Annotated in this window: 14 protein-coding genes and 1 pseudogene; 7 read left to right on the top strand and 8 right to left on the bottom strand. The window is 70.6% G+C overall.

Annotated elements, in window-relative coordinates; all coding sequences use genetic code 11:
• Nucleotides 1-128: 128 nt before the first annotated feature.
• The 3 genes and pseudogenes from AB0F18_RS32775 to AB0F18_RS32765 form a co-directional block, all read right to left on the bottom strand.
• On the bottom strand, nucleotides 129-1,694 hold the full coding sequence (locus tag AB0F18_RS32775) for an alpha-L-arabinofuranosidase B (RefSeq protein WP_362067255.1): 1,566 nt from the start codon (nucleotides 1,692-1,694) through the stop codon (nucleotides 129-131).
• A gap of 589 nt (nucleotides 1,695-2,283) precedes the next feature.
• A pseudogene (locus AB0F18_RS32770) lies at nucleotides 2,284-2,697 on the bottom strand (IS5 family transposase); the annotation flags it as partial.
• A gap of 118 nt (nucleotides 2,698-2,815) precedes the next feature.
• Nucleotides 2,816-3,955, bottom strand: a complete 1,140-nt coding sequence (locus AB0F18_RS32765; RefSeq protein ID WP_362067253.1) for a helix-turn-helix domain-containing protein — start codon at nucleotides 3,953-3,955, stop codon at nucleotides 2,816-2,818.
• A gap of 86 nt (nucleotides 3,956-4,041) precedes the next feature.
• Between AB0F18_RS32765 and AB0F18_RS32760 the strand changes: the two genes are divergently transcribed.
• Together AB0F18_RS32760 and AB0F18_RS32755 are read left to right on the top strand one after the other, a co-directional pair.
• Nucleotides 4,042-5,097, top strand: a complete 1,056-nt coding sequence (locus AB0F18_RS32760) for a ferredoxin reductase (RefSeq protein WP_362067251.1) — start codon at nucleotides 4,042-4,044, stop codon at nucleotides 5,095-5,097.
• Nucleotides 5,098-5,104: 7 nt separating this feature from the next.
• Nucleotides 5,105-6,223: an acyl-CoA desaturase gene (locus AB0F18_RS32755; RefSeq protein ID WP_362067249.1), complete on the top strand. Its 1,119-nt coding sequence runs from the start codon at nucleotides 5,105-5,107 to the stop codon at nucleotides 6,221-6,223.
• Nucleotides 6,224-6,490: 267 nt separating this feature from the next.
• Here the strand turns inward: AB0F18_RS32755 and AB0F18_RS32750 are convergent, their stop codons facing one another.
• From AB0F18_RS32750 to AB0F18_RS32740, 3 genes are all read right to left on the bottom strand, one after another.
• The gene (locus tag AB0F18_RS32750) at nucleotides 6,491-7,345 is read right to left on the bottom strand and encodes a SpoIIE family protein phosphatase (RefSeq protein WP_362067247.1); all 855 of its coding nucleotides are present in this window, start codon (nucleotides 7,343-7,345) and stop codon (nucleotides 6,491-6,493) included.
• Between the two features lie 292 nt (nucleotides 7,346-7,637).
• The gene (locus AB0F18_RS32745) at nucleotides 7,638-7,826 is read right to left on the bottom strand and encodes a hypothetical protein (RefSeq protein ID WP_053790793.1); all 189 of its coding nucleotides are present in this window, start codon (nucleotides 7,824-7,826) and stop codon (nucleotides 7,638-7,640) included.
• A 135-nt stretch (nucleotides 7,827-7,961) separates the two neighbouring features.
• Nucleotides 7,962-9,170, bottom strand: coding sequence for a right-handed parallel beta-helix repeat-containing protein (locus AB0F18_RS32740; protein WP_362067245.1), 1,209 nt, complete (start codon nucleotides 9,168-9,170; stop codon nucleotides 7,962-7,964).
• A 1,804-nt stretch (nucleotides 9,171-10,974) separates the two neighbouring features.
• Here AB0F18_RS32740 and AB0F18_RS32735 point away from each other — a divergent pair.
• The 5 genes from AB0F18_RS32735 to AB0F18_RS32715 all read left to right on the top strand — a co-directional run bounded on the left by AB0F18_RS32735 (nucleotide 10,975) and on the right by AB0F18_RS32715 (nucleotide 16,830).
• A complete protein-coding gene (locus AB0F18_RS32735) occupies nucleotides 10,975-12,342 on the top strand; it encodes an MFS transporter (protein ID WP_362067243.1) in 1,368 nt (455 codons plus the stop codon).
• Between the two features lie 25 nt (nucleotides 12,343-12,367).
• Nucleotides 12,368-14,260: a GAF domain-containing protein gene (locus tag AB0F18_RS32730; protein ID WP_362067241.1), complete on the top strand. Its 1,893-nt coding sequence runs from the start codon at nucleotides 12,368-12,370 to the stop codon at nucleotides 14,258-14,260.
• A gap of 148 nt (nucleotides 14,261-14,408) precedes the next feature.
• Nucleotides 14,409-15,353: an ABC transporter ATP-binding protein gene (locus AB0F18_RS32725; RefSeq protein WP_362067239.1), complete on the top strand. Its 945-nt coding sequence runs from the start codon at nucleotides 14,409-14,411 to the stop codon at nucleotides 15,351-15,353.
• Nucleotides 15,350-16,327: an ABC transporter permease gene (locus AB0F18_RS32720; protein ID WP_362067237.1), complete on the top strand. Its 978-nt coding sequence runs from the start codon at nucleotides 15,350-15,352 to the stop codon at nucleotides 16,325-16,327. Before AB0F18_RS32725 ends, AB0F18_RS32720 begins: the two co-directional genes overlap by 4 nt.
• A gap of 59 nt (nucleotides 16,328-16,386) precedes the next feature.
• Entirely contained in the window at nucleotides 16,387-16,830 is a 444-nt protein-coding gene (locus tag AB0F18_RS32715) for a GntR family transcriptional regulator (protein ID WP_362067235.1), read from the top strand.
• 24 nt (nucleotides 16,831-16,854) lie between these two features.
• Here AB0F18_RS32715 and AB0F18_RS32710 read toward each other — a convergent pair whose 3' ends face one another.
• Complete coding sequence (locus AB0F18_RS32710; protein WP_362067233.1) at nucleotides 16,855-17,232, bottom strand: hypothetical protein; 378 nt, start codon at nucleotides 17,230-17,232, stop codon at nucleotides 16,855-16,857.
• Nucleotides 17,233-17,389: 157 nt separating this feature from the next.
• A complete protein-coding gene (locus tag AB0F18_RS32705) occupies nucleotides 17,390-18,184 on the bottom strand; it encodes a class I SAM-dependent methyltransferase (protein ID WP_362067231.1) in 795 nt (264 codons plus the stop codon).
• Between the last annotated feature and the right edge of the window lie 86 nt (nucleotides 18,185-18,270).

Raw genomic sequence — 18,270 nt, 5'->3', positions numbered from 1 at the left:
CGACCCCTCGGGCGGGCTCGCCCCGCGCGACCGCGCGCCACTGGGCGGCCGCCCCGTCGGGGGCCGGCCCCCCCCCCCCCCCCCCTGCCGCACATGTACCGCCACTCTCACCGCGAGTCCGGCCCTCGTCAGCTCCAGGGCGATGCGGTGAGCCAACTGGTGTCCTGGGCCCACGAGGACGTGGAGTCCCAGGCGTTGGAGCCGCCATTGCCGGCCAGGTAGGCCGCGAAGTTGTAATGACGGATGTACTTCGTCGGGTAGTTGACGGACCGGAAGGAGTTGCCGACCCCGCTGTTGCCCGGGGTGGGGCAGAAGGTGGCGTCCTGCGCGAACGCGCCGCCGCCGTCATCGGCGCTCACGTTGAGCTCGTAGGCATAGTGGCGCAGGAAGCGGCCGGGAACATTGGCGGACTCGAAGGTCAGGCACGAGGTGTTGGCCAGGCCGGCCCGCACGATCCAGGTGGCGTCGGCCTTGTCGGTGGCCGGGCTGGAGGAGTTGACGGCGGAGATGACGACCTTGTTGTCGGCGTCGTCGTGGCGCAGGTAGTGGGAGTTGCAGCACCCCGTCGTGGCCTGCAGGGAGACCCGGGAACCGGGGGTGAGGGTCCCGGTGCCTGTCGGGGCGCTGCTGTAACCGACGGCGGTGATGTTGGCCTGCACGGCGTTCTCGGTGGCGTCCGAGGGATATCCCGAGGTCATGACTCCTTCATAGAAGGTGCCGACGCCGGAGGTGCTGTTGTCACCGCCGATGCCGAGGATGATCGCGCCCTGCTTCTTCATCGGGTTGTAGCCGGGGACGTTGGGGCGTACGCCGCTGTAGTAGGTGGACAGGCTGCCCGACTGGGCGTTGCCGCCGCGGATGGCCCACTGGTTGGAGCCACCCTTGACCATGGCGGTCAGGAACCGGTTGTCGACGCTCGGGTCGTTGGCGTTGAAGTGCTGGTTCACTCCTGAGAACAGGCCGTTCTCCAGGTCGGCCATGACCCAGGGGCCGTTGCCGCTGCCGTAGCCCCAGCCCTTGTTGTTGCCGAAGTAGATGGCCTCCATGGTGCCGTTGCCATCGTCGTTGCCGGTCGTCTCGGCGTTTCCGTAGTCGAAGCAGCAGCCGCCGTTGAAGTGCGTGCCGTCGAGGATCGCGTACATCCCCTCCGGCTGGTCGCCGGTCGCGATGCCCGAGGTGTGGTTGTTCCGGTAGCCGGTGCCGGGGGCCACGTAGACGCCGTACGCCTTGTGCCCGCCGGCGGTGACAGGCGCCTCGAAGGCGTTGGCGAGGTTGTCGCTCCCACCCGCCGCCGGCCCGGGAAAGTGGCCCCTCGGCGCCTGGGCAAGGTGGTTGCCCTTGCCGGACTCGTCATAGATGACGGTGATGACGCAGCTGGTGCCGGCGCAGAAGGAGTCCTGCGCGGCGGCGTTGGCGTATCCGCCGGTGCTCAGTACGCCGATGTCCTTGACCGTGTTGTCCGAGGCTCGCCTGACCTGGTACAGGGGGCCGTCGTACGCCGCGTACAGGGCGCGCGTGGTGCTGTGCGCGGCAACGCAGGGAGTGCCGCCCGCGGCGTAGATGTCGCACGGCCCCTGGCCTGCGGCCTGCGAGGCGGTGGCCGTGGCGGTGAGCAGGCCGGCGGCGAGCGCGAGGGTGCCACCGGCCGCGAAGAGCGCGCGCCTGACGCGGCGGATCCACGGTTGCTCGATCATGAATGACTCCTTCGCTGGGGGTGGAGCTGGATGTGAGCGTCGACGAGCCGGCCGCGCCGCGGCGGCCGGACGGTGCGGGTTGATTCGACGCCTCCGGGTTCGGAGTGGCTTCGGCCGCCACCGGCCGGCCTGCTGGTCAGCTCTAGGGGGCGGCGGGGCTGCTGTCCTGACGCCACGGAGCGGTGGAGTCCGAGGCGTTGGTGGCGCCGCCACAATTGTTAGCGCTAACAATTTTGGTGGACACCGCCCACCGCGCGGCCGTTCGGATGAGATCATCACTTTCGACGAACTCCGGAATGACGTCAAGACATCGAACCGATTCGCTTTCGTCAACTACGTTCCGGGCGCCGGCCCCGGCGGCCTTACCGTCATCGAAGGTCAAGTCGGCGGCCCCTCCGTACCGACATCTTGACGCGGGCCCTTCAACGCTGGCGCCAGAGACGATCGGGCTGCGGTACCTGACTTTCAGCTCAGTCCGTCCGTCGCGGCTTCGTCCCCTTCTTGTGGTGGGCAGGGCGGCTGTACGCCTCGCCGGTGGCGAGGACTCGTCCGACGTCGTAGCGGGTCGCTGGCCGCCGGTTTCTCGAGCCGAGCGGCCCAGGGCATCATCGCCCCGGTGACGGATGGGCGTGCTCCTCCTGCCGCGAACTCGCGGCGAGCGGGAGTGGGCTCCGGCCGCGTGCTGATGAGCCCGGCAGGAGGTGGAGTCCAGGCTCACCATGCTCCAGTCGATCCGGCCTTCGGCATCGGCGTCAGCCTGGACGGCCCGCAGGACCTTCTCCCACGTACCGTCCGCTGACCACCTGCGGTGACGGTCATGAAGTGTCTTCCACTTCCCGAAACGGGACGGCAGATCGCGCCACGGCAAGCTGGTCCGCTGCCGGAACAGAATCCCGTTGATCACCCGGCGGTGACACTGCCACCGCCCACCCCTACCCACGCTCCTCGGCACATGCGGTTCCAGCCGAGCCCATTCCTCATCCGAAAGATCACCCTGCGCCACGTCGACCGAAACGATCCACCAAGGGCAAGTCACGCGACCCGCCGGACACGACCTGGGCGATCCCGGAAGTTGCGACCGGCCTGCTCGCGGACGCGGTCGTGGACGGTCGAAGAACGCGTCAGCTGACCCGAAGACCGACCGCGAGCGTCAGTTCAAGGACCCGGTGCGGGGACTCGAGATCCGGAAACAGCTCCCGCAGCTGGGACACCCGGTACCGGACGGTCTGGGGATGGACGAACAATGCCGCCGCCACGTCGTTCCGCCTGCCATGGTGCAGGAGCCACGCCCGCAACGTTTCCTCCAGCCGCTGCGCGGTCGCGGCGGGCAGGGTCTGCAACGGTGCGAGGGCTCGGGCACGCAGGTCTGCGAACGCGTCCACGTCGGCGCTCAGCACCAGCTCGGGCAGGTGGTCCTCGGTGTCGCGAATATCGGAGGAGAGGGAGCGCGCGCGGACGGCTCGTGCGTACGAGGCGGCCGCACGAGTCCATGGCCGGGCCGGACCGACCACGGCGGTGCGGTCGGTCAGCTGTCTCAAGAGATGTGATCGGTCGGCATCGGGGACGAGCAGCACGCCGGAGGCGTCCGGCAGATCGTCGAGGACGAGGGTGCCCGGGTCGAGCGTGCGGTAGGCGGGCCGGGCCTGGGCCGCGGGCAGCAGGACCGCGGTCAGCGAAACCGGAGGCTGCCACCCGGCCCGTTGAACAGAGGTCCGCAGCACCTCCGGGCTCGCGCCGGCGAGGAGGTCGCGGGCCAGTTGTTCCAGGTGGCGCTCATGAGCCCGGCCCTGGGCGGCCAGTTCGTCGGCGTGGCCCGCGGCGCTCGCGGCGGAGAGCTCGTCGATGTAGGCGAAGGTCAGCTCGGCGAACTTGGCGACCTCGGCGGCGGGCAGACCGGCGGGTACAGCCCCCGCGGCCAGGCATCGCCAGGCCACGCGGGCACCGACGCGGTAGGCGCTGAGCAGGGCGTCCATCGATCGGCCGTCGCGCACCTCGCCGCGGCCCAGCTCGTAGGCCGCGTCACCGGCGTCGACGCCCGTGGCGTTGCCGCTCGCGAGGTTCAGGTAGTGCCCCAGGGCGGTGCGGACGGCTCGGCGGATGGTGCCGCCCATGCGGCCCGAAAGGGCGTTGGCGTATGGAGGGACCTCGTCGATGATCGCCTGGACTACCTCGTCGGCGGTGGTCTTCAGCGTGGCCCGAAGTGCGGCGACCGTCGTCTCATCCAGAGCCAGTTCGGTGGCCCTCCGGATTGCATGGCTCATTTTTTGTTCCCTACGAACAATTCAGCCGATCAGTTTCACGTCCTGCGGACAGGACTTTACGCCCTGAGGCGCATCAAGCTGGGGTCATGACGAGTGCAGCCCTCCGCAGTAGGGCGTGGAAACTGCTGGAGATGGTCACGACGCCGCTGCTGCCGTCGGACTACCTCGACCTGGTCAGCCCGCTGCGTGCGGGCGCTGACCTCCGAGGGCGCATCGAGGCCGTGCTCCCCGAGACGGGTGACGCCGCGACCCTCGTGATCAGGCCGGGACGGGGCTGGCGCGGTCACACAGCCGGTCAGTACGTGCGGATCGGGGTCGACGTCGACGGGGTGCGTCTGTGGCGTGCCTACTCGGTCACCTCTCCGACAAACCGCCAGGACGGCCGGATCACGATCACCGTGAAGGCGATCCCGGACGGCAAGGTCAGCAATCACCTGGTCCGCAGGGCGAAACCGGGCACGCTGATCCAGCTCGACCAGGCGACCGGTGACTTCGTGCTGCCGGAGGCCACGCCCGCCAAGGTGCTCTACCTGACAGCCGGCAGCGGCATCACGCCGGTGATGGGCATGCTGCGCGACATCGAGTTCGACGACGTCGTCATGGTCCACTCCGCGCCACAGCCGCAAGACGTGATCTTCCGCAACGATCTGCACGACCTGGCCGCGGACAAGAAGCTGCGTCTCACCGAGCTGCACACCGACACGGACGGCATGCTCGACATCGCCCGTCTCGACGAACTCGTGCCGGACTGGGCCGAGCGCGAGACCTGGGCTTGCGGGCCCGCGGGCCTGCTCGACGCCGCCGAAGAGCACTGGACCGAGCACGGCGTCCCAGAGCGCCTGCACACGGAACGCTTCCGCCCCAGCATCGTCGTCGCCGGCGACGGTGGCCAGGTCACGTTCAGCACCACCGGCAAGACGGTCGACGCTGACGGCTCCACGCCGTTGCTGGACGTCGGCGAGGCGGCCGGCGTGCTCATGCCGTCCGGGTGCCGCATGGGCATCTGCTTCGGCTGCGTCACGCCGCTCAAGGCGGGCGCCGTCCGCGACCTGCGCACCGGTGAGATCACCGAAGCCGAGCCGGGCGTCCTCATCCAGACCTGCGTGTCCGCCGCGGCGGGCCCCTGCGACATCGAACGGTAGGAGCACTTTGACCGCCATCGACCCCACCGCCCACCTGACCGCGGAGCAGATCGAGGAGCTCGGCCGCGAGCTGGACGCGATCCGCGACGAGGTGATCGCCAGCCGCGGCGAGAAGGACGCCGCCTACATCCGCAAGGTCATCGCGGCGCAGCGCAAGCTCGAGCTGATCAGCAGGGGCGTGCTGCTGTTCTCGATCTTCCCGCCCGCGTGGCTGATCGGCACCGCCGGTCTGTCGGTGGCGAAGATCATGGACAACATGGAGATCGGCCACAACATCCTGCACGGCCAGTGGGACTGGATGCGGGACCCGAAGATCCACTCCACCACCTGGGACTGGGACCACGTCTCGCCGGCCGAGCAGTGGAAGCACTCGCACAACGAGCTGCACCACACGTACACCAACGTGATCGGCAAGGACAACGACCTCGGCTACGGCATCATGCGCGTCGACGAGGACCAGAAGTGGCACCCGTTCCACCTCGGCCAGCCGCTGTGGAACTTCATCAACGCCTGCTTCTTCGAGTACGGCATCGCAGCGTACGACCTGGAGCTCGGCAAGAACCTGCACAAGCGCCGCCGCAAGAACCCGGAGTTCCGCGCGCGGGCCAAGGCCGTGGGCCGCAAGATCCGCAAGCAGGTGCTCAAGGACTACGTGATCCACCCGCTGCTGTCGGGCCCGTCGTTCCTCACCACGCTCGCCGCCACGTTCACCGCGAACCTGGTCCGCAACATCTGGTCCCACTCGGTGATCATGTGCGGGCACTTCCCCGAGGGCGTGCAGGTCTTCGAGCGCCGGTCGATCAAGGGCGAGACGCGCGGCCAGTGGTACCTGCGCCAGATGATGGGCTCGGCGAACATAAGCGGCAGCAAGGCCATGCACTTCATGACCGGCAACCTGTCGCACCAGATCGAGCACCACCTCTTCCCTGACCTGCCGAGCAACCGGTACGCCGAGGTCGCGCTGAAGGTGCGCGCGCTGTTCGAGAAGTACGAGCTGGAGTACGTCACCGGGCCGCTGCCCAAGCAGGTGTACTCCGCATGGCACAAGGTCTTCCGGCTCTCGCTGCCGAACAAGAAGCCCAGGGTCAAGACGCCGGACCGCGAGCAGGAGCTCATCGCGGCCTGACTCCCGGTATTCGTTCAGATCTTTCGACCGGACCGGCGGCACCGCCGGTTTCGGTGAGCAGCAGCAGCGGCTGACCAGGCCGGGCGTGGCCGCCGCCGAACGGCCCGCACCGGCCCCGACGGCAGAGTGAGCGTCGGGAAGTGAGAGCAAGGCGCAGCAAGCCTTCCAGCTCGGCCTGACCGCCCTCATCCAATGGATCGGGCGAGAAGGTGACCGTGCGGCTTGCAGGACGGCAAAGCTCCCTCCTGCATTCGATGCTCCTGCCCCTTACAGGCCCCCGGCAGACGGATAGCTGTCCGTCAACGCAGGAGGGCCGCTGATGAATTCCTCAAGCCCGAACGGCGGCAGGGGGACGGTGGGCATCAAGGGCCGGACCGTGCCGTTGCTCAGGAGCAGCGGCAGCGGGTGGCCCCGGTTGATCGTCTCGAAGTGCGGGCTGTCCGGGATCTGGGCCACGAGCGCGGTGACAAATCCCTCCAGGAGGGCGTCGTCACCGCCGACCACGCCCGCGACCGCGACGACGGCGTCCCGGCGCAGGGCCTCTCCGCAGTGGTTGATGACCTCCGCCAGGTCGTCCTCGTAGTGGACGACCTCCCGGAACGCACCCAGCACCGCGGCGGCCCGTACGGCGGGCAATCCCTTGCCCCGGACATCCCCGACGATCATCCGGACCCCGTACCGGGTCTGGACCACGTCGTACAGATCGCCGCCGATCTGCGCGCCCGTCTCGGCCGCCAGGTACATGCTGGACGCCCGTACGGGGCCCAGCCGGTCCGGCACGGGCCGTAGGAGGACCTCCTGGGTGGCCGTGGCGATCCGGCGGACCTGGTTGAGCTCGTTCTCCCTGCGCGTGCGCGCAGCGCTGCTCGTCATGAAGCTCGCGGCCGAGACCAGGAACAGGGCGAGGAAGTTCGTGTAGACCTGTTGGCTGCCCCAGGCCTGGTTGTAGGTGGCGGTGGCCAAGCTGACACCGACGGCCGCCCCCACCGCCGCGAGCGTGCCCTTCGGCCCCATCGTCACCGCCGCCAGAGCGGGTGTCGCCACCAGTAGCGGGACGGTGTACCCGACGTGCGCGGGCGTGAACTCGATGAGGAGCACCAGCAGGGCGATCGCGAAGGGCACGCACTCCGCAAGGGCGAAAACGACTGGTGGTGGCCGCCGGCTCCCGTTCCCGGGGGCGAGCGCAAGGGCTGGGCCAAGGCCGTCTCAGGCTGAGGGCGGGGCGGTCCCGTCCAGGCGTGCGTCCGCCTGCGCGGGCCTCACACCGGTGGCCACTGCGCTCACGGCCGCTGTCCGGTCCGCCTGCGGGCCGTGTCACCGTTTGACCGCGTTGTGGATGTACTGCCTGACCGCACCGCCGAGATCTTCGCGGCCTGGTTCACCGAGCACCCCGGCGCGGAACCCACCAGCGACATCACTTTCGCCGCAGGGAAGGCGCCGGGGTGCCGTCCTTGGAGCGCGGCAGTCGGATGTGCTCCGCGGCCAGCGCGGGCACACAGCACCGCTCGGCCAGCCGCACCAGCGGCTCCAGCCCGCCGTACGCGATCAGGTTCGGGTTGTCGAACGCGGATGGGACCGCCGCTGCGGCATGGGAAGACTTCATCTCGGAAGCGCCTTGCTGATCATGCCTGATGGGTCCTAGAGAAACCCCCATCATCGCAAGCCACAAGGAACTTCTTCGTTTCCGGAGGAACTATCCACAGGCATCGAGCCGGTGGATCCGGGCTCAGCAGTTCGATCAGAGGCAGATGCTGGGAGGGGCCGCGCTCGGGCCAATGTTGCGAACCCAGGTGTTGGCCGTGCCACCGGTGCCGGTGCCGGTGGTGTTGTCGCGGCAGTCGAGCATGCCGCTGCCGCGGGCGACGTTGAAGCTGATGGTGTTGCCCCCGTTGCCGCCGGCATCGATGCGGATGCCGTCGCCCGCGTTGCCGGTGGCGATATTCCGGGAGATGACGGAGTTCGCGAGGGAGTTCGCTGCCACGCTGATGCCGTGGCCGACGGTGCTTGATTCGGAGTTTCTGATGGTGTTGCCGGTGATGGTGACGTTGGTGTTGGGCGAGAGGCCAAAGGCGTTGGCCCGCACGCCCAGGAAGCCCCTCTCAATGAGATTGGAGGTGATCCTCAAGTTCGTATTGCTGTCGCCGAAGAAGATCCCGGGGGCGCCAAAGTTGTCCCGGATGATGTTGCTCCCTACGGCGACGTTGCTGGACTTGAAGATGAACGCAAAGGCCCTGTCCTCCAAGGATGTGTTTCTGTTTACTCTGACATTATCGACTCCTCCGGGTGCCAGTGCGTCCAGAAGGACACCAGAGTTCTCGTTACCGGAAAAGGTGTTATCTTCGATGTCCGCGTTCTTCAAGCCCGCATCCGAGTAGACTCCATTGCCGCTTGCGGAACCGGGTTCATTGTTCTGGCGGATACAGTTCTGTTCAACCTCGGAAAGGATTGCGCCGCTGGAGCTGAAATAGACTCCGAACACATTACCCTGGATCAAGTTCTGCCGCACTTGGTGGCCCGAGTGTGCCGCACTCATGACAATGCCATAACTGGAGGTATTGTTCTGAACGGTGAAGCCGGAGAACCTGATGCCGTTCTCCGCCAAGCGGACAGTGCCCGAACCGTCCGCCGACTGAATGATTGCCTGCCTAGTCGGATCCGGAGCTCCGACCTGGCGGCACGCTGTCCCTCTGGGGGCTGCGGCCGGTCCGACCAACCGCAAGTTCGCCTTGTTCACGGTGACAACCTCATTGTATGTGCCGGCGCAGACCCTGATCTCGTCTCCCGGTGAGGCCGCGGTAATCGCTGCCTGGATCGTGGTGAAAGCTGCCCCCGGGCATTGCGCTCCGTTGTCATCCACAACGAGTACGACCTGAGCTGCCTGGCTGGGCACTACCGGGAAGGCTGCAGCCGCTGCCACACACACCCCGACAAGAATGGTCTTCTTCATGGTCTTCTCCTTGACTCTCGACGCAGACCGCGATCCGGTCGTGCGGTAGTACAGTCGGCTAGTGCTGTGACCTGGCAGCCGGACTGGTGAATAGCTTCCATTTGCCGGACTCCATCAGTTACGTAAACTGAACGAAGCCCGGGCAAGCACACGCTGATTGCGAAGCTAGGCTGGGTCACACTGGGTGTGCAAGCGGTAGCACTCCGTACGCGTCGCGGGGAGCTCCCGACACGATCACGGTTGGGCTCGCTTGAGGCGTCGCCCGTAGCTGAGGGCCGCAGGCGATGGAGACGAAGGCGTCGTAGAGTTCGGTGCGGCGTTCCCAGCGGACGGCGAGTCGTTTGAACTGGTGGAATAGGGCGACGGACTGCTCCACGACATAGCGGAGCTTGCCCATCTCCTTCGTGCTGGTCGTGGTCGCGCGGTACGGTCAGCCCGCGGCACGGCTCTCAGTGAATGGCGCCCGATCCTCCAACCGGGCGCCATTCACGTTTCGGCGCCACACCCGTCCGGCGCCACGAGGTGAAATCCCAGTCCGGGCGACCGGTGGAAGCCCGGACAAAGTCGCGCAGCTCCCTCAGGGTGCCGGCCGAGTAGATACCCTCCATGCGCTCCCGGATCACGTCCCGCCTGAGGCGCCCCGTCGAACCGGGCTGCTCGGAGCGCGGCCCGGTTCAGCCGGAACACGGCGTGGGCGTCCCGCCACCTCGGCCACCATCAGCCGTTCCTGCCGGGCGCGGGGTGTCGCGCGTTCTGTGGGCGCCTGACGAGCTGGCTTACGGCGCACTCGCGGGCACGGTCCTGCTGCCGGATCGGATCCGCACCCGGAGCCGCCGGTGCCGTGGAGGGCCGGGCCTCCGTTGAATCTGCATAGCTGCACACACCTGCCGTGGCGGCCAGCCCAGAGCCGCCCGTGGCGGCGGAGCAGCGGTGCGGGCGGGTCCGGTGGCGCGGACGTCCTGCCGTCGCCTGCCACCCGCCTCCCCGAAGGGGACGTGAGGCCCGTAACCGGAGCGGGGCCCACCAGACAGAGGACCCGCCCCCCTTCTGCGACAGTGAAGCGAGGTACGACGGGGCATGCCCTTGCCCGCCCAGGAACGGGGCCCCGTAGTCGTCGAAATTCCAGAAGCGTGTGGCGATGTTGATCTCGTCGACCTCCACGTCCGCCAGGCCGGCCGTGGAGGGCAGGACCCCAGCTCGCCTGACTGCGCCGGGCTCCCCGCTCCCAATCGCTACCAGAACTTCCCGCCCCACCCCATCCCCGCCGCCCCAGGACCGCAAGCACCGCGATCCGGACCATTTCCGGACCAGCCTCCTCCAAGGAGCCATACCAACTGCCGTTTGCCCTGGTCAGCATGGGTGCAGCTGCTGTACCACCAGGAGACGAAGAACCTCACGGCAGGAGCGGGCTCCAACCGCATGGCCCCCCGCCCCGAGCAGCCCCTACCCGTGGGCGTTCCGATTTGTGCCGCTCGGCCATAAACGGGCCGCCCTCAACGCTGCGTAACCAGCACCAAACCAGCACCGGTGCGGTGACGAGGGGTGCTGACGTGGGATTTTGGGTCAGCACCGAACCAGCACGGGAGTCAGCACCGACCCGCTATAACGGGCGGAATTCTGCAAATCCGGCGCGATCCGGAAAGGGTGCCTCCGGGAGCGAGAATGAGCCATCGGCCGCCATGTGGTGGTCGGGCACACAACATCCCGCACGATTGTGACGGCCCGCCACATATGCCGCTGACCTGCGGACTTCTACGTTGTGGCAACACCCGCCGTCCCCGCAGACCCCCTGGAAGTGGTGCACATGGTCTCCCCCGCAGCGAGCAGAACGAGCCCGTCCGGCATACGCAGGATCGTCGCCGCCAGTCTCGTCGGGACCACCATCGAGTGGTACGACTTCTTCCTCTACGGTTCCGCCGCCGCCCTCGTCTTCAACACCCTCTTCTTCCCCGCCAGCGATCCGCTCGTCGGGACCCTGCTGGCGTTCCTCACCTACGCGGTCGGGTTCGCCGCGCGGCCGCTCGGCGGGGTCGTGTTCGGGCACTTCGGGGACCGGATCGGGCGCAAGCGGCTGCTCGTGGTGAGTCTGCTGATGATGGGCGGGGCCACCTTCGCCATCGGGCTGCTGCCCACCCACGCGAGCGTCGGCGGGGCCGCGCCCGTGCTGCTGACCGTGCTGCGGCTGGTGCAGGGGTTCGCGCTGGGCGGGGAGTGGGGCGGGGCCGTGCTGCTGGTCGCCGAGCACGGGGACGACCGCAGCCGGGGGTTCTGGGCCTCGTGGCCGCAGGCCGGTGCGCCGGGCGGGAACCTGCTCGCCACCGGGGTGCTGGCGCTGCTGGCGGCCGTGCAGTCGGACGAGGCGTTCCTCGCCTGGGGGTGGCGGGTTCCGTTCCTGCTGTCCGGGGTGCTGGTGGTGGTCGGGCTGTGGATACGGGTCTCGGTGTCGGAGTCGCCGGCGTTCCTGGAGGCGCGGGCGCGGGCCGAGGCCGAGGAGGCGGCGGGGCGGCCGCAGCGGCCGCCGGTGGTCGAGGTGTTCCGGGCCCACGGGCGGGACGTCGTGACCGCCATCGGGGTGCGGCTGGGGGAGAACGTCTCGTACTACGTGCTCACCGCCTTCCTGCTGGTGTACGTCACCGTCCATCTGCACCTGCCCAAGTCCGACGCGCTCAACGCCGTGCTGATCGGCTCGGCGGTGCACTTCGTGACCATCCCGCTGTGGGGGGCGCTGTCGGACCGGATCGGGCGGCGTGCGGTGACGCTGACGGGGTCGGTCGGGATGGCGGCGTGGGCCTTCGCCTTCTTCGCCCTGCTCGACTCCCGGTCCTTCGCGGTGATCACCCTCGCCGTCACCGCCGGGCTGCTGCTGCACGGGGCGATGTACGGTCCGCAGGCGGCGTTCATCTCGGAGATGTTCGACACCCGGGTGCGGTATTCCGGCGCGTCGATGGGCTCCCAGCTCGCCTCCCTCCTCGGTGGGGCGCTCGCGCCGATCGTCGCGGTCGAGCTGCTCAAGGAGTACGGATCGTCCGTTCCGGTGTCCGTCTACCTGTGCGCTGCCGCCCTGGTCACCACGGTGGCCGCGCTGGCCGCCCGCGAGACCAGGGGGCGCAGCCTGAACGGGTCCCGCGGGTCCGTGCCGGTGGCCACGGCCGCCTCCCCCGGCGGGCGTTGAGCGGCCGGCACGTATGCTCGACGCCGTGACCGACGCGAGGCTACGGGAGCTGCTCGGGCTGCTGGCCCAGGGCGCGCCGGCCGAGGAGTTCTCCCGGCCGGCGGCGTCCGCGCGGGCGGACGGGGCCTCCGCCGCCGAGGTGGCCGCTCTGGAGGAGGCCACCGGGGTGGCGCTGGAGATCCACCGGACGCTGGCCCAGCACCGCACCCGCGAGGCTGAGCTGACCGCGCTGTTCGACACGGCGGGCGACCTGGCGGCGCTGCGGGACCTGGACTCGGTGCTGCGGGCCATCACCCACCGGGCGAAGCAGCTGCTGCACACGGACGTCACCTACCTCTCCCTCAACGACGAGGCGGCGGGCGACACGTTCATGCGGGTCACCGACGGCTCGGTCTCGGCGGCGTTCCAGCAGCTGCGGCTCGGCATGGGCGAGGGCCTGGGCGGGCTGGTCGCGCAGACCGCCCGCCCGTACGCCACCGGCGACTACCAGCGCGACCCCCGCTTCCGGCACACCGGCCCCATCGACAGCGCGGTGGGCGAGGAGGACCTGCACGCCATCCTGGGGGTGCCGCTGCGCCTGGGCGCGAAGGTGATCGGGGTGCTGTTCGCCGCCGACCGCAGCCCGCGCGAGTTCAGTCCGCGCGAGGTGGCGCTGCTGTCCTCGCTCGCCGACCACGCGGCCATCGCCATCGACGGGGCCCGGCTGCTGGAGGAGACCCGCCGGGCGCTGGCCGAACTGGGCGTCGCCTCGCGCACCATCCAGGAGAACAGCGACGCGCTACGCCGGGCGGAGGAGGCGCACGACCGGCTCACCGGCCTGGTCCTGCGCGGCGGGGACCTCGGCGAGGTGGCGGCGGCCATCGGGGCCCTCCTCGACGGGGGCACGCTCGTCCACGACGCCGACGGCACGGAGCTGGCCCGCTCGCGGACCCGTCCCGTGGCCCCGCCCGCCCGGGCGGTGACCGTCTCCCGGAGCAGCGGGCGGGCCGTCGCCGAGGGCGGCACCTGGGTGTGCGCGGTACTGGCCGGCCCCGAACTCCTGGGCAGCGTCACCCTGACCGGCCGGCCCGGGCTGGACGAGGCCGGGCGACGGCTGTTCGAACGGGCCGCCATGGTCACGGCCCTGCTGCTGCTCCTGCGGCGGTCGGTCGCGCAGACCGAGGACCGGATCCGCGGGGAGCTGCTCGGCGATCTGCTCGGCCCCTCCGGCGATCCGGCGGGACTGGCCGAGCGCGCCCGCCGGCTGGGGGTCGACCTGTCCCGCCCGCACGCCCTGTTCGTGCTGCACAGCGACACCGCCCCGCGCCCGCGCCTGCTCGCGGCCGCCGCCCACCACGCGCGGGAGCGCCGCGGGCTGGCGGGGGTCCACCACGACCACGCCGTGCTGCTGGCCCCCTCGGAGGCGACGGGCGCGGACGCCGCCGGGCTGGCGGCGGCGCTGGGCCGGGCCGTGGGGGCGCCGGTCACGGTCGGTGCGGCGCGGGCCGACGGCGGACCGGCGGTCCTGCCGGCCACGCACGCGGAGGCCCTGCGCTGCCTGACGACGCTGTGCGCCCTGGGCCGGGCCGGCGACGGCAGCACGCTCGCGGAGCTCGGGTTCCTCGGCGTGCTCCTGGGCGACCGGCCGGACCTGTCCACGTACGTGCGGGGGGTGCTCGGGCCGGTCCTGGACTACGACGCCCGGCGCGGCAGCGACCTGCTGCACACCCTGCGGGTCTACTTCGCCTCGGGCATGAGCCAGGCCCGGGCGAAGGACGCCCTGCACGTCCACGTGAACACCGTGGTGCAGCGCCTGGAGCGGATCGGCCGGCTCCTCGGGCCCGACTGGCAGTCGCCCGACCGCGCCCTGGAGCTCCAGCTCGCGCTGCGCCTGCACCAGGTGTCGGCCCCGCAGGCTCCGGGGCCCGCGTCCTCCTGAGGGCCCGTTCCCGCCCGGACGCGTCACCGCCGCCGGTCCCGGACCCGTCACGGCCGCTGGTCGCTCGTCACCGCCGCTGATTGACAGGGCCGCACCATGACTCCATGATTCCATTAGTTCCCTAGTGGATTCATGGAGAGGGGGAGCCGTGCGCGATACGACCGCATCCGCCGCGGCAGGCACCCGTTGGGCCCTGGAGGCCCGCGGGCTGGGCAGGAAGTACCGGCGCGACTGGGCGCTGAAGGAGGTTTCCTTCCGGATCCCCGAAGGCCGGATCGCCGCCCTGGTGGGGCCCAACGGAGCCGGCAAGAGCACCCTGCTGGCCCTGGCGGCGGGCCTGCTGGAGCCCTCGGACGGTGAGGTGCGGGTCTTCGGCGAGCCGGTCACCGATCCCGGCACCATGGCCCGGTGGGCCTACCTCGGGCAGGACAAGCCGCTGTTCAAGCGGTTCACCGTGGCGGAGCACCTGCGCATGGGGCGGGAGCTGAACCCCGGCTGGGACCAGGAGGCGGCCGAGCGGATCGTCCGGTCGGGGCGGGTCCCGCTGCGGGCCCGCGCCGGGGACCTGTCGGGCGGCCAGCGGACCCGGGTGGCCTTCGCGCTCGCCTTCGGGAAGCGTCCCGAACTGCTCCTGCTGGACGAGCCGATGGCCGATCTGGATCCCGTGGCCCGCGACGAGCTGGGCGCGCTGCTGCTGTCGGAGGCCGCCGAGCAGGGGATGACCGTGCTGATGTCCTCGCACCTGCTCAGCGAGATCGAGCACATGTGTGACTACGTGCTCGTCCTCGACGGCGGCCGCATGCGCATGGCGGGCGAAACCGACGAGCTGGTGCCCATGCACACCCTGGTCAGCGGGGTGGCGGCGGACGATGGTCCGCCCGCCGCCCTGAACGCCCACACGGTCATCGAAGTCCGCACTTCCGGGCGCCACTTCACCGCCCTCGTGCGGCGCGAGGGTCCGCTGGACCCGGCGTGGCAGCTGGCGGAGCCGAGTACGGAGGAAGTGCTGCTCGCCTACCTCCGCTCCCCCGGCGCGCCCTCGCTGCTCTCCCCCACCGCCGTCCCCTGCCACCGGAAGGAGGCCGCGGCGTGACGACGTCCGCTCCCGCCCCGGCCACCGCGCCCGTCCGTCCGCGCCGGCTGCGCGGACTCGCCTGGCTCCTGGTGCGCCAGCACCGCGCCGCCCTGATCCTCTGCGCCGCCGTGACCGTCCTCGGTACGGCCTGGATGCTCTACCGCCGGGAGGCGGCGCTGGACATCCTGCGCTCCGCCGGGTGGCCGGCCCTGCCGGCCGACGCCATCGACCCGGTGGTCCGGACCCGGGTGAGCAACGAGCTCGACTCCTTCGGCGGGCGACTGGGCTTCCTGCCGCTGCTGTTCGGAGTGTTCCTCGGGGCCCCGCTGATCGCCGCCGAGCGGGAGCAGGGCACCGCGCGGCTGGTGACGACGCAGTCCGTGCCCCGGGGCCGCTGGCTGCGGTGGAAGCTGTGCTTCGCGCTGGCCCTGGCGGCGCTGACGACGGGGATCCTCGGCCTGCTGTACGGCTGGTGGTGGAGGTCGGCCGGTCCGCTCGCGTCCCCGGACTGGCTGAACGGCGCGCTGTTCGACTCCAGCGGCCCCGTCCTGGTCGCGACGGCCCTGTTCACCACCTCGCTGGGCATCGCCATCGGCGCGCTGGTCCGCCGGGCCGTGCCGGCCATGACCCTCACCTTCCTGACCGCGGGCGCCGCCCTCTTCGCGGGCGAAGTCCTCAAGGCCGGGCTCGCCACGCCGCGCCGGCTCGTGGCCCCGATCGGCGGCCCGGCGCCGCACGCGCTGTTCGACGTGGTGGAGGTGGACCAGTGGGTCGCCACCGCCTCCGGGCGGCTCTACGGGTGGAGCACCTGCGTGCACGACGCCGCACCGGACAGCTGCCGGGCGGCGCACGGGATCGTCAACCAGGTCTGGGAGTACTTCGGCCCCGACCAGATGGCGGGCATGCAGTGGATCGCCGCCGGGGTGCTGCTGGGGCTGAGCGCCGTCCTCGTAGGGTCGGTCCTGCGGTGGACCCGGCGGGGCTCCCTGTGAGCGGGAGCGCGCTCTGAAACACCGCCGGGGACAGGCCCTAGGCTGGACCGGAATTCCGAATGATCAAGGAGGCGGGCACCGTGGTCGTGTTTCGCATCGAGCGCCGCAGCGGCCTGCCCGCCTACCTCCAGATCGTCCGGCAGGTGGAGCAGGCGCTGCGCATGGGGGCGCTGGCCGAGGGTGACAAGCTGCCGACGGCGGCGCAGGTGGCGGCCACCACGAAGGTCAACCCCAACACCACGCTCAAGGCGTACCGGGAGCTGGAGCGCTCCGGCCTGGTGGAGGTGCGCCAGGGCTCGGGCACGTTCATCACCCGCTCCCTGGCCACCCCGCAGACCGCCCCGGAGTCCCCGCTGCGGGCCCGGCTCGGCGAATGGATACGGGAGGCGCGCGAGCAGGGCCTGTCCGCCCGCGACGTCAGCACGCTGTTCGAGACCGTGCTCGGCGAGAACTACCCCGGCGGCGGGCCGCCCGGCACCGCCGCCGCCCCGCCGCCGGAATGATCCCGCGCCCCGTGCCCCGCGCCGTCAGTAGGTGTAGCTCAGGCCCGACTTGTACGGGGTCAGGGTGCGCTGGGACACCACGCCCCGGTAGGTGTACCAGCCCCACTTCTTGCACATCGTCTGGTAGCTCAGGGTGTTGAACGCCCCCGTTCCCACGCGCACCCGCGGGTAGATGACGTTGTCGCCCCAGTCGCCCCCGGCCGGGCCGCTCGAATAGGTGTCGACCGCCCAGTAGACGCCGACGACCGATCCGCCGGCCGGACAGTTCCAGCTGCCGAAGTTCACCCAGACGTTGCCGCCCGACCAGGCACTGGCCGGGGCGGCGCTGAGGCCGACGACCCCCAGCGCCATGAGCGAGCCCGCCAGTACGGCCCGGGACTTACGCAGCACTGATCCACGCATATGACCTCCCCAGTGACGGCTGCGCGCATTGGTGCGCGGCCGCGCGGAGCAGCCTCCCATACCGGCCACACGATTGTCCGACTTTCGATGAAACGACTTTTACATCGAACTATTGCGTGACATACGGGCGTTCGGTATGGCGTAGGGCTGCCCGCGCTCAGAGCGCCAGCGCCGTCGTGACCACCAGCGGGGGCCGCTCCCGCTCGGCGGTCCAGGGGCGGCCGCGTGCCAGGTCCGGGTCGGCCACCTCCAGGGCCTCTTCGACCGTCGGCCGTTCCTGGACCACGTCGTGGAACCCGGACCGCTCCAGGAGTGCCGGGAGCACGGCGGGGGGCCAGGCGTGGTTGCCGACCTCCTGCCAGGAGCCGTCCGTGCGCCGCAGCCGTACGGTCAGGCCCTGCCCCGGGGCGTGGACCGTGTCCGGTTCCCCGATCCGCAGGGAGGCGTACTCCGTGCCCCCGCAGTCGGGGTCGGTGGACAGCAGGACGAACGGGCCGCCGGGGCGCAGCAGCCGGCGGACCTCCGTGAACACGGACAGCACCGCTTCCTCGGACGGCAGCGAGGCGAGCACGTGGTTGCACATCACGGCGTCCGCGCAGCCGTCCGCGAGCCCGGCCGTACGCCCGTCGGCGACCAGATGGAACTCGGCGACGGCGGTCTCCTGGGCGCGGGCCAGCGCCAGCATCTCGGGCGAGGTGTCCACGCCGAGCACCCGCGCCCCCAGCAGCCGGGCGGCGTGGTCGGCGACCTTGCCGGGCCCGCAGCCGTAGTCGACGAGCACCGCGCCGGCGCCGATGCGGCGGGCCAGGGCCCGGAAGACGAAGGGGTAGCCGAGCAGCCAGTCCGTGGCCGCCTCCAGCGCGGCGAAGGCCCGTGCCCCCTCGCTCCCGGACCAGGCGGGGGCCGCCGAGGGGGCCGCCGCTGCGGAATCCTGCGTCCAGTCGTCGCTCACAGCTCCACTATCGGCCCGCCGCGAGCGCCGGGCGCGGTGACGACACGCCCGTTACGGGGCCACCGGCCGCCGGGCCGCCGCGGCCG

It is taken from the genome of Streptomyces sp. NPDC029216, from assembly GCF_040648015.1.
In the GTDB taxonomy this organism is placed as follows: Bacteria; Actinomycetota; Actinomycetes; order Streptomycetales; family Streptomycetaceae; genus Streptomyces.
Note: the sequence above shows the minus strand (reverse complement) of the source record. Positions and strands in the feature narration are given on the sequence as shown.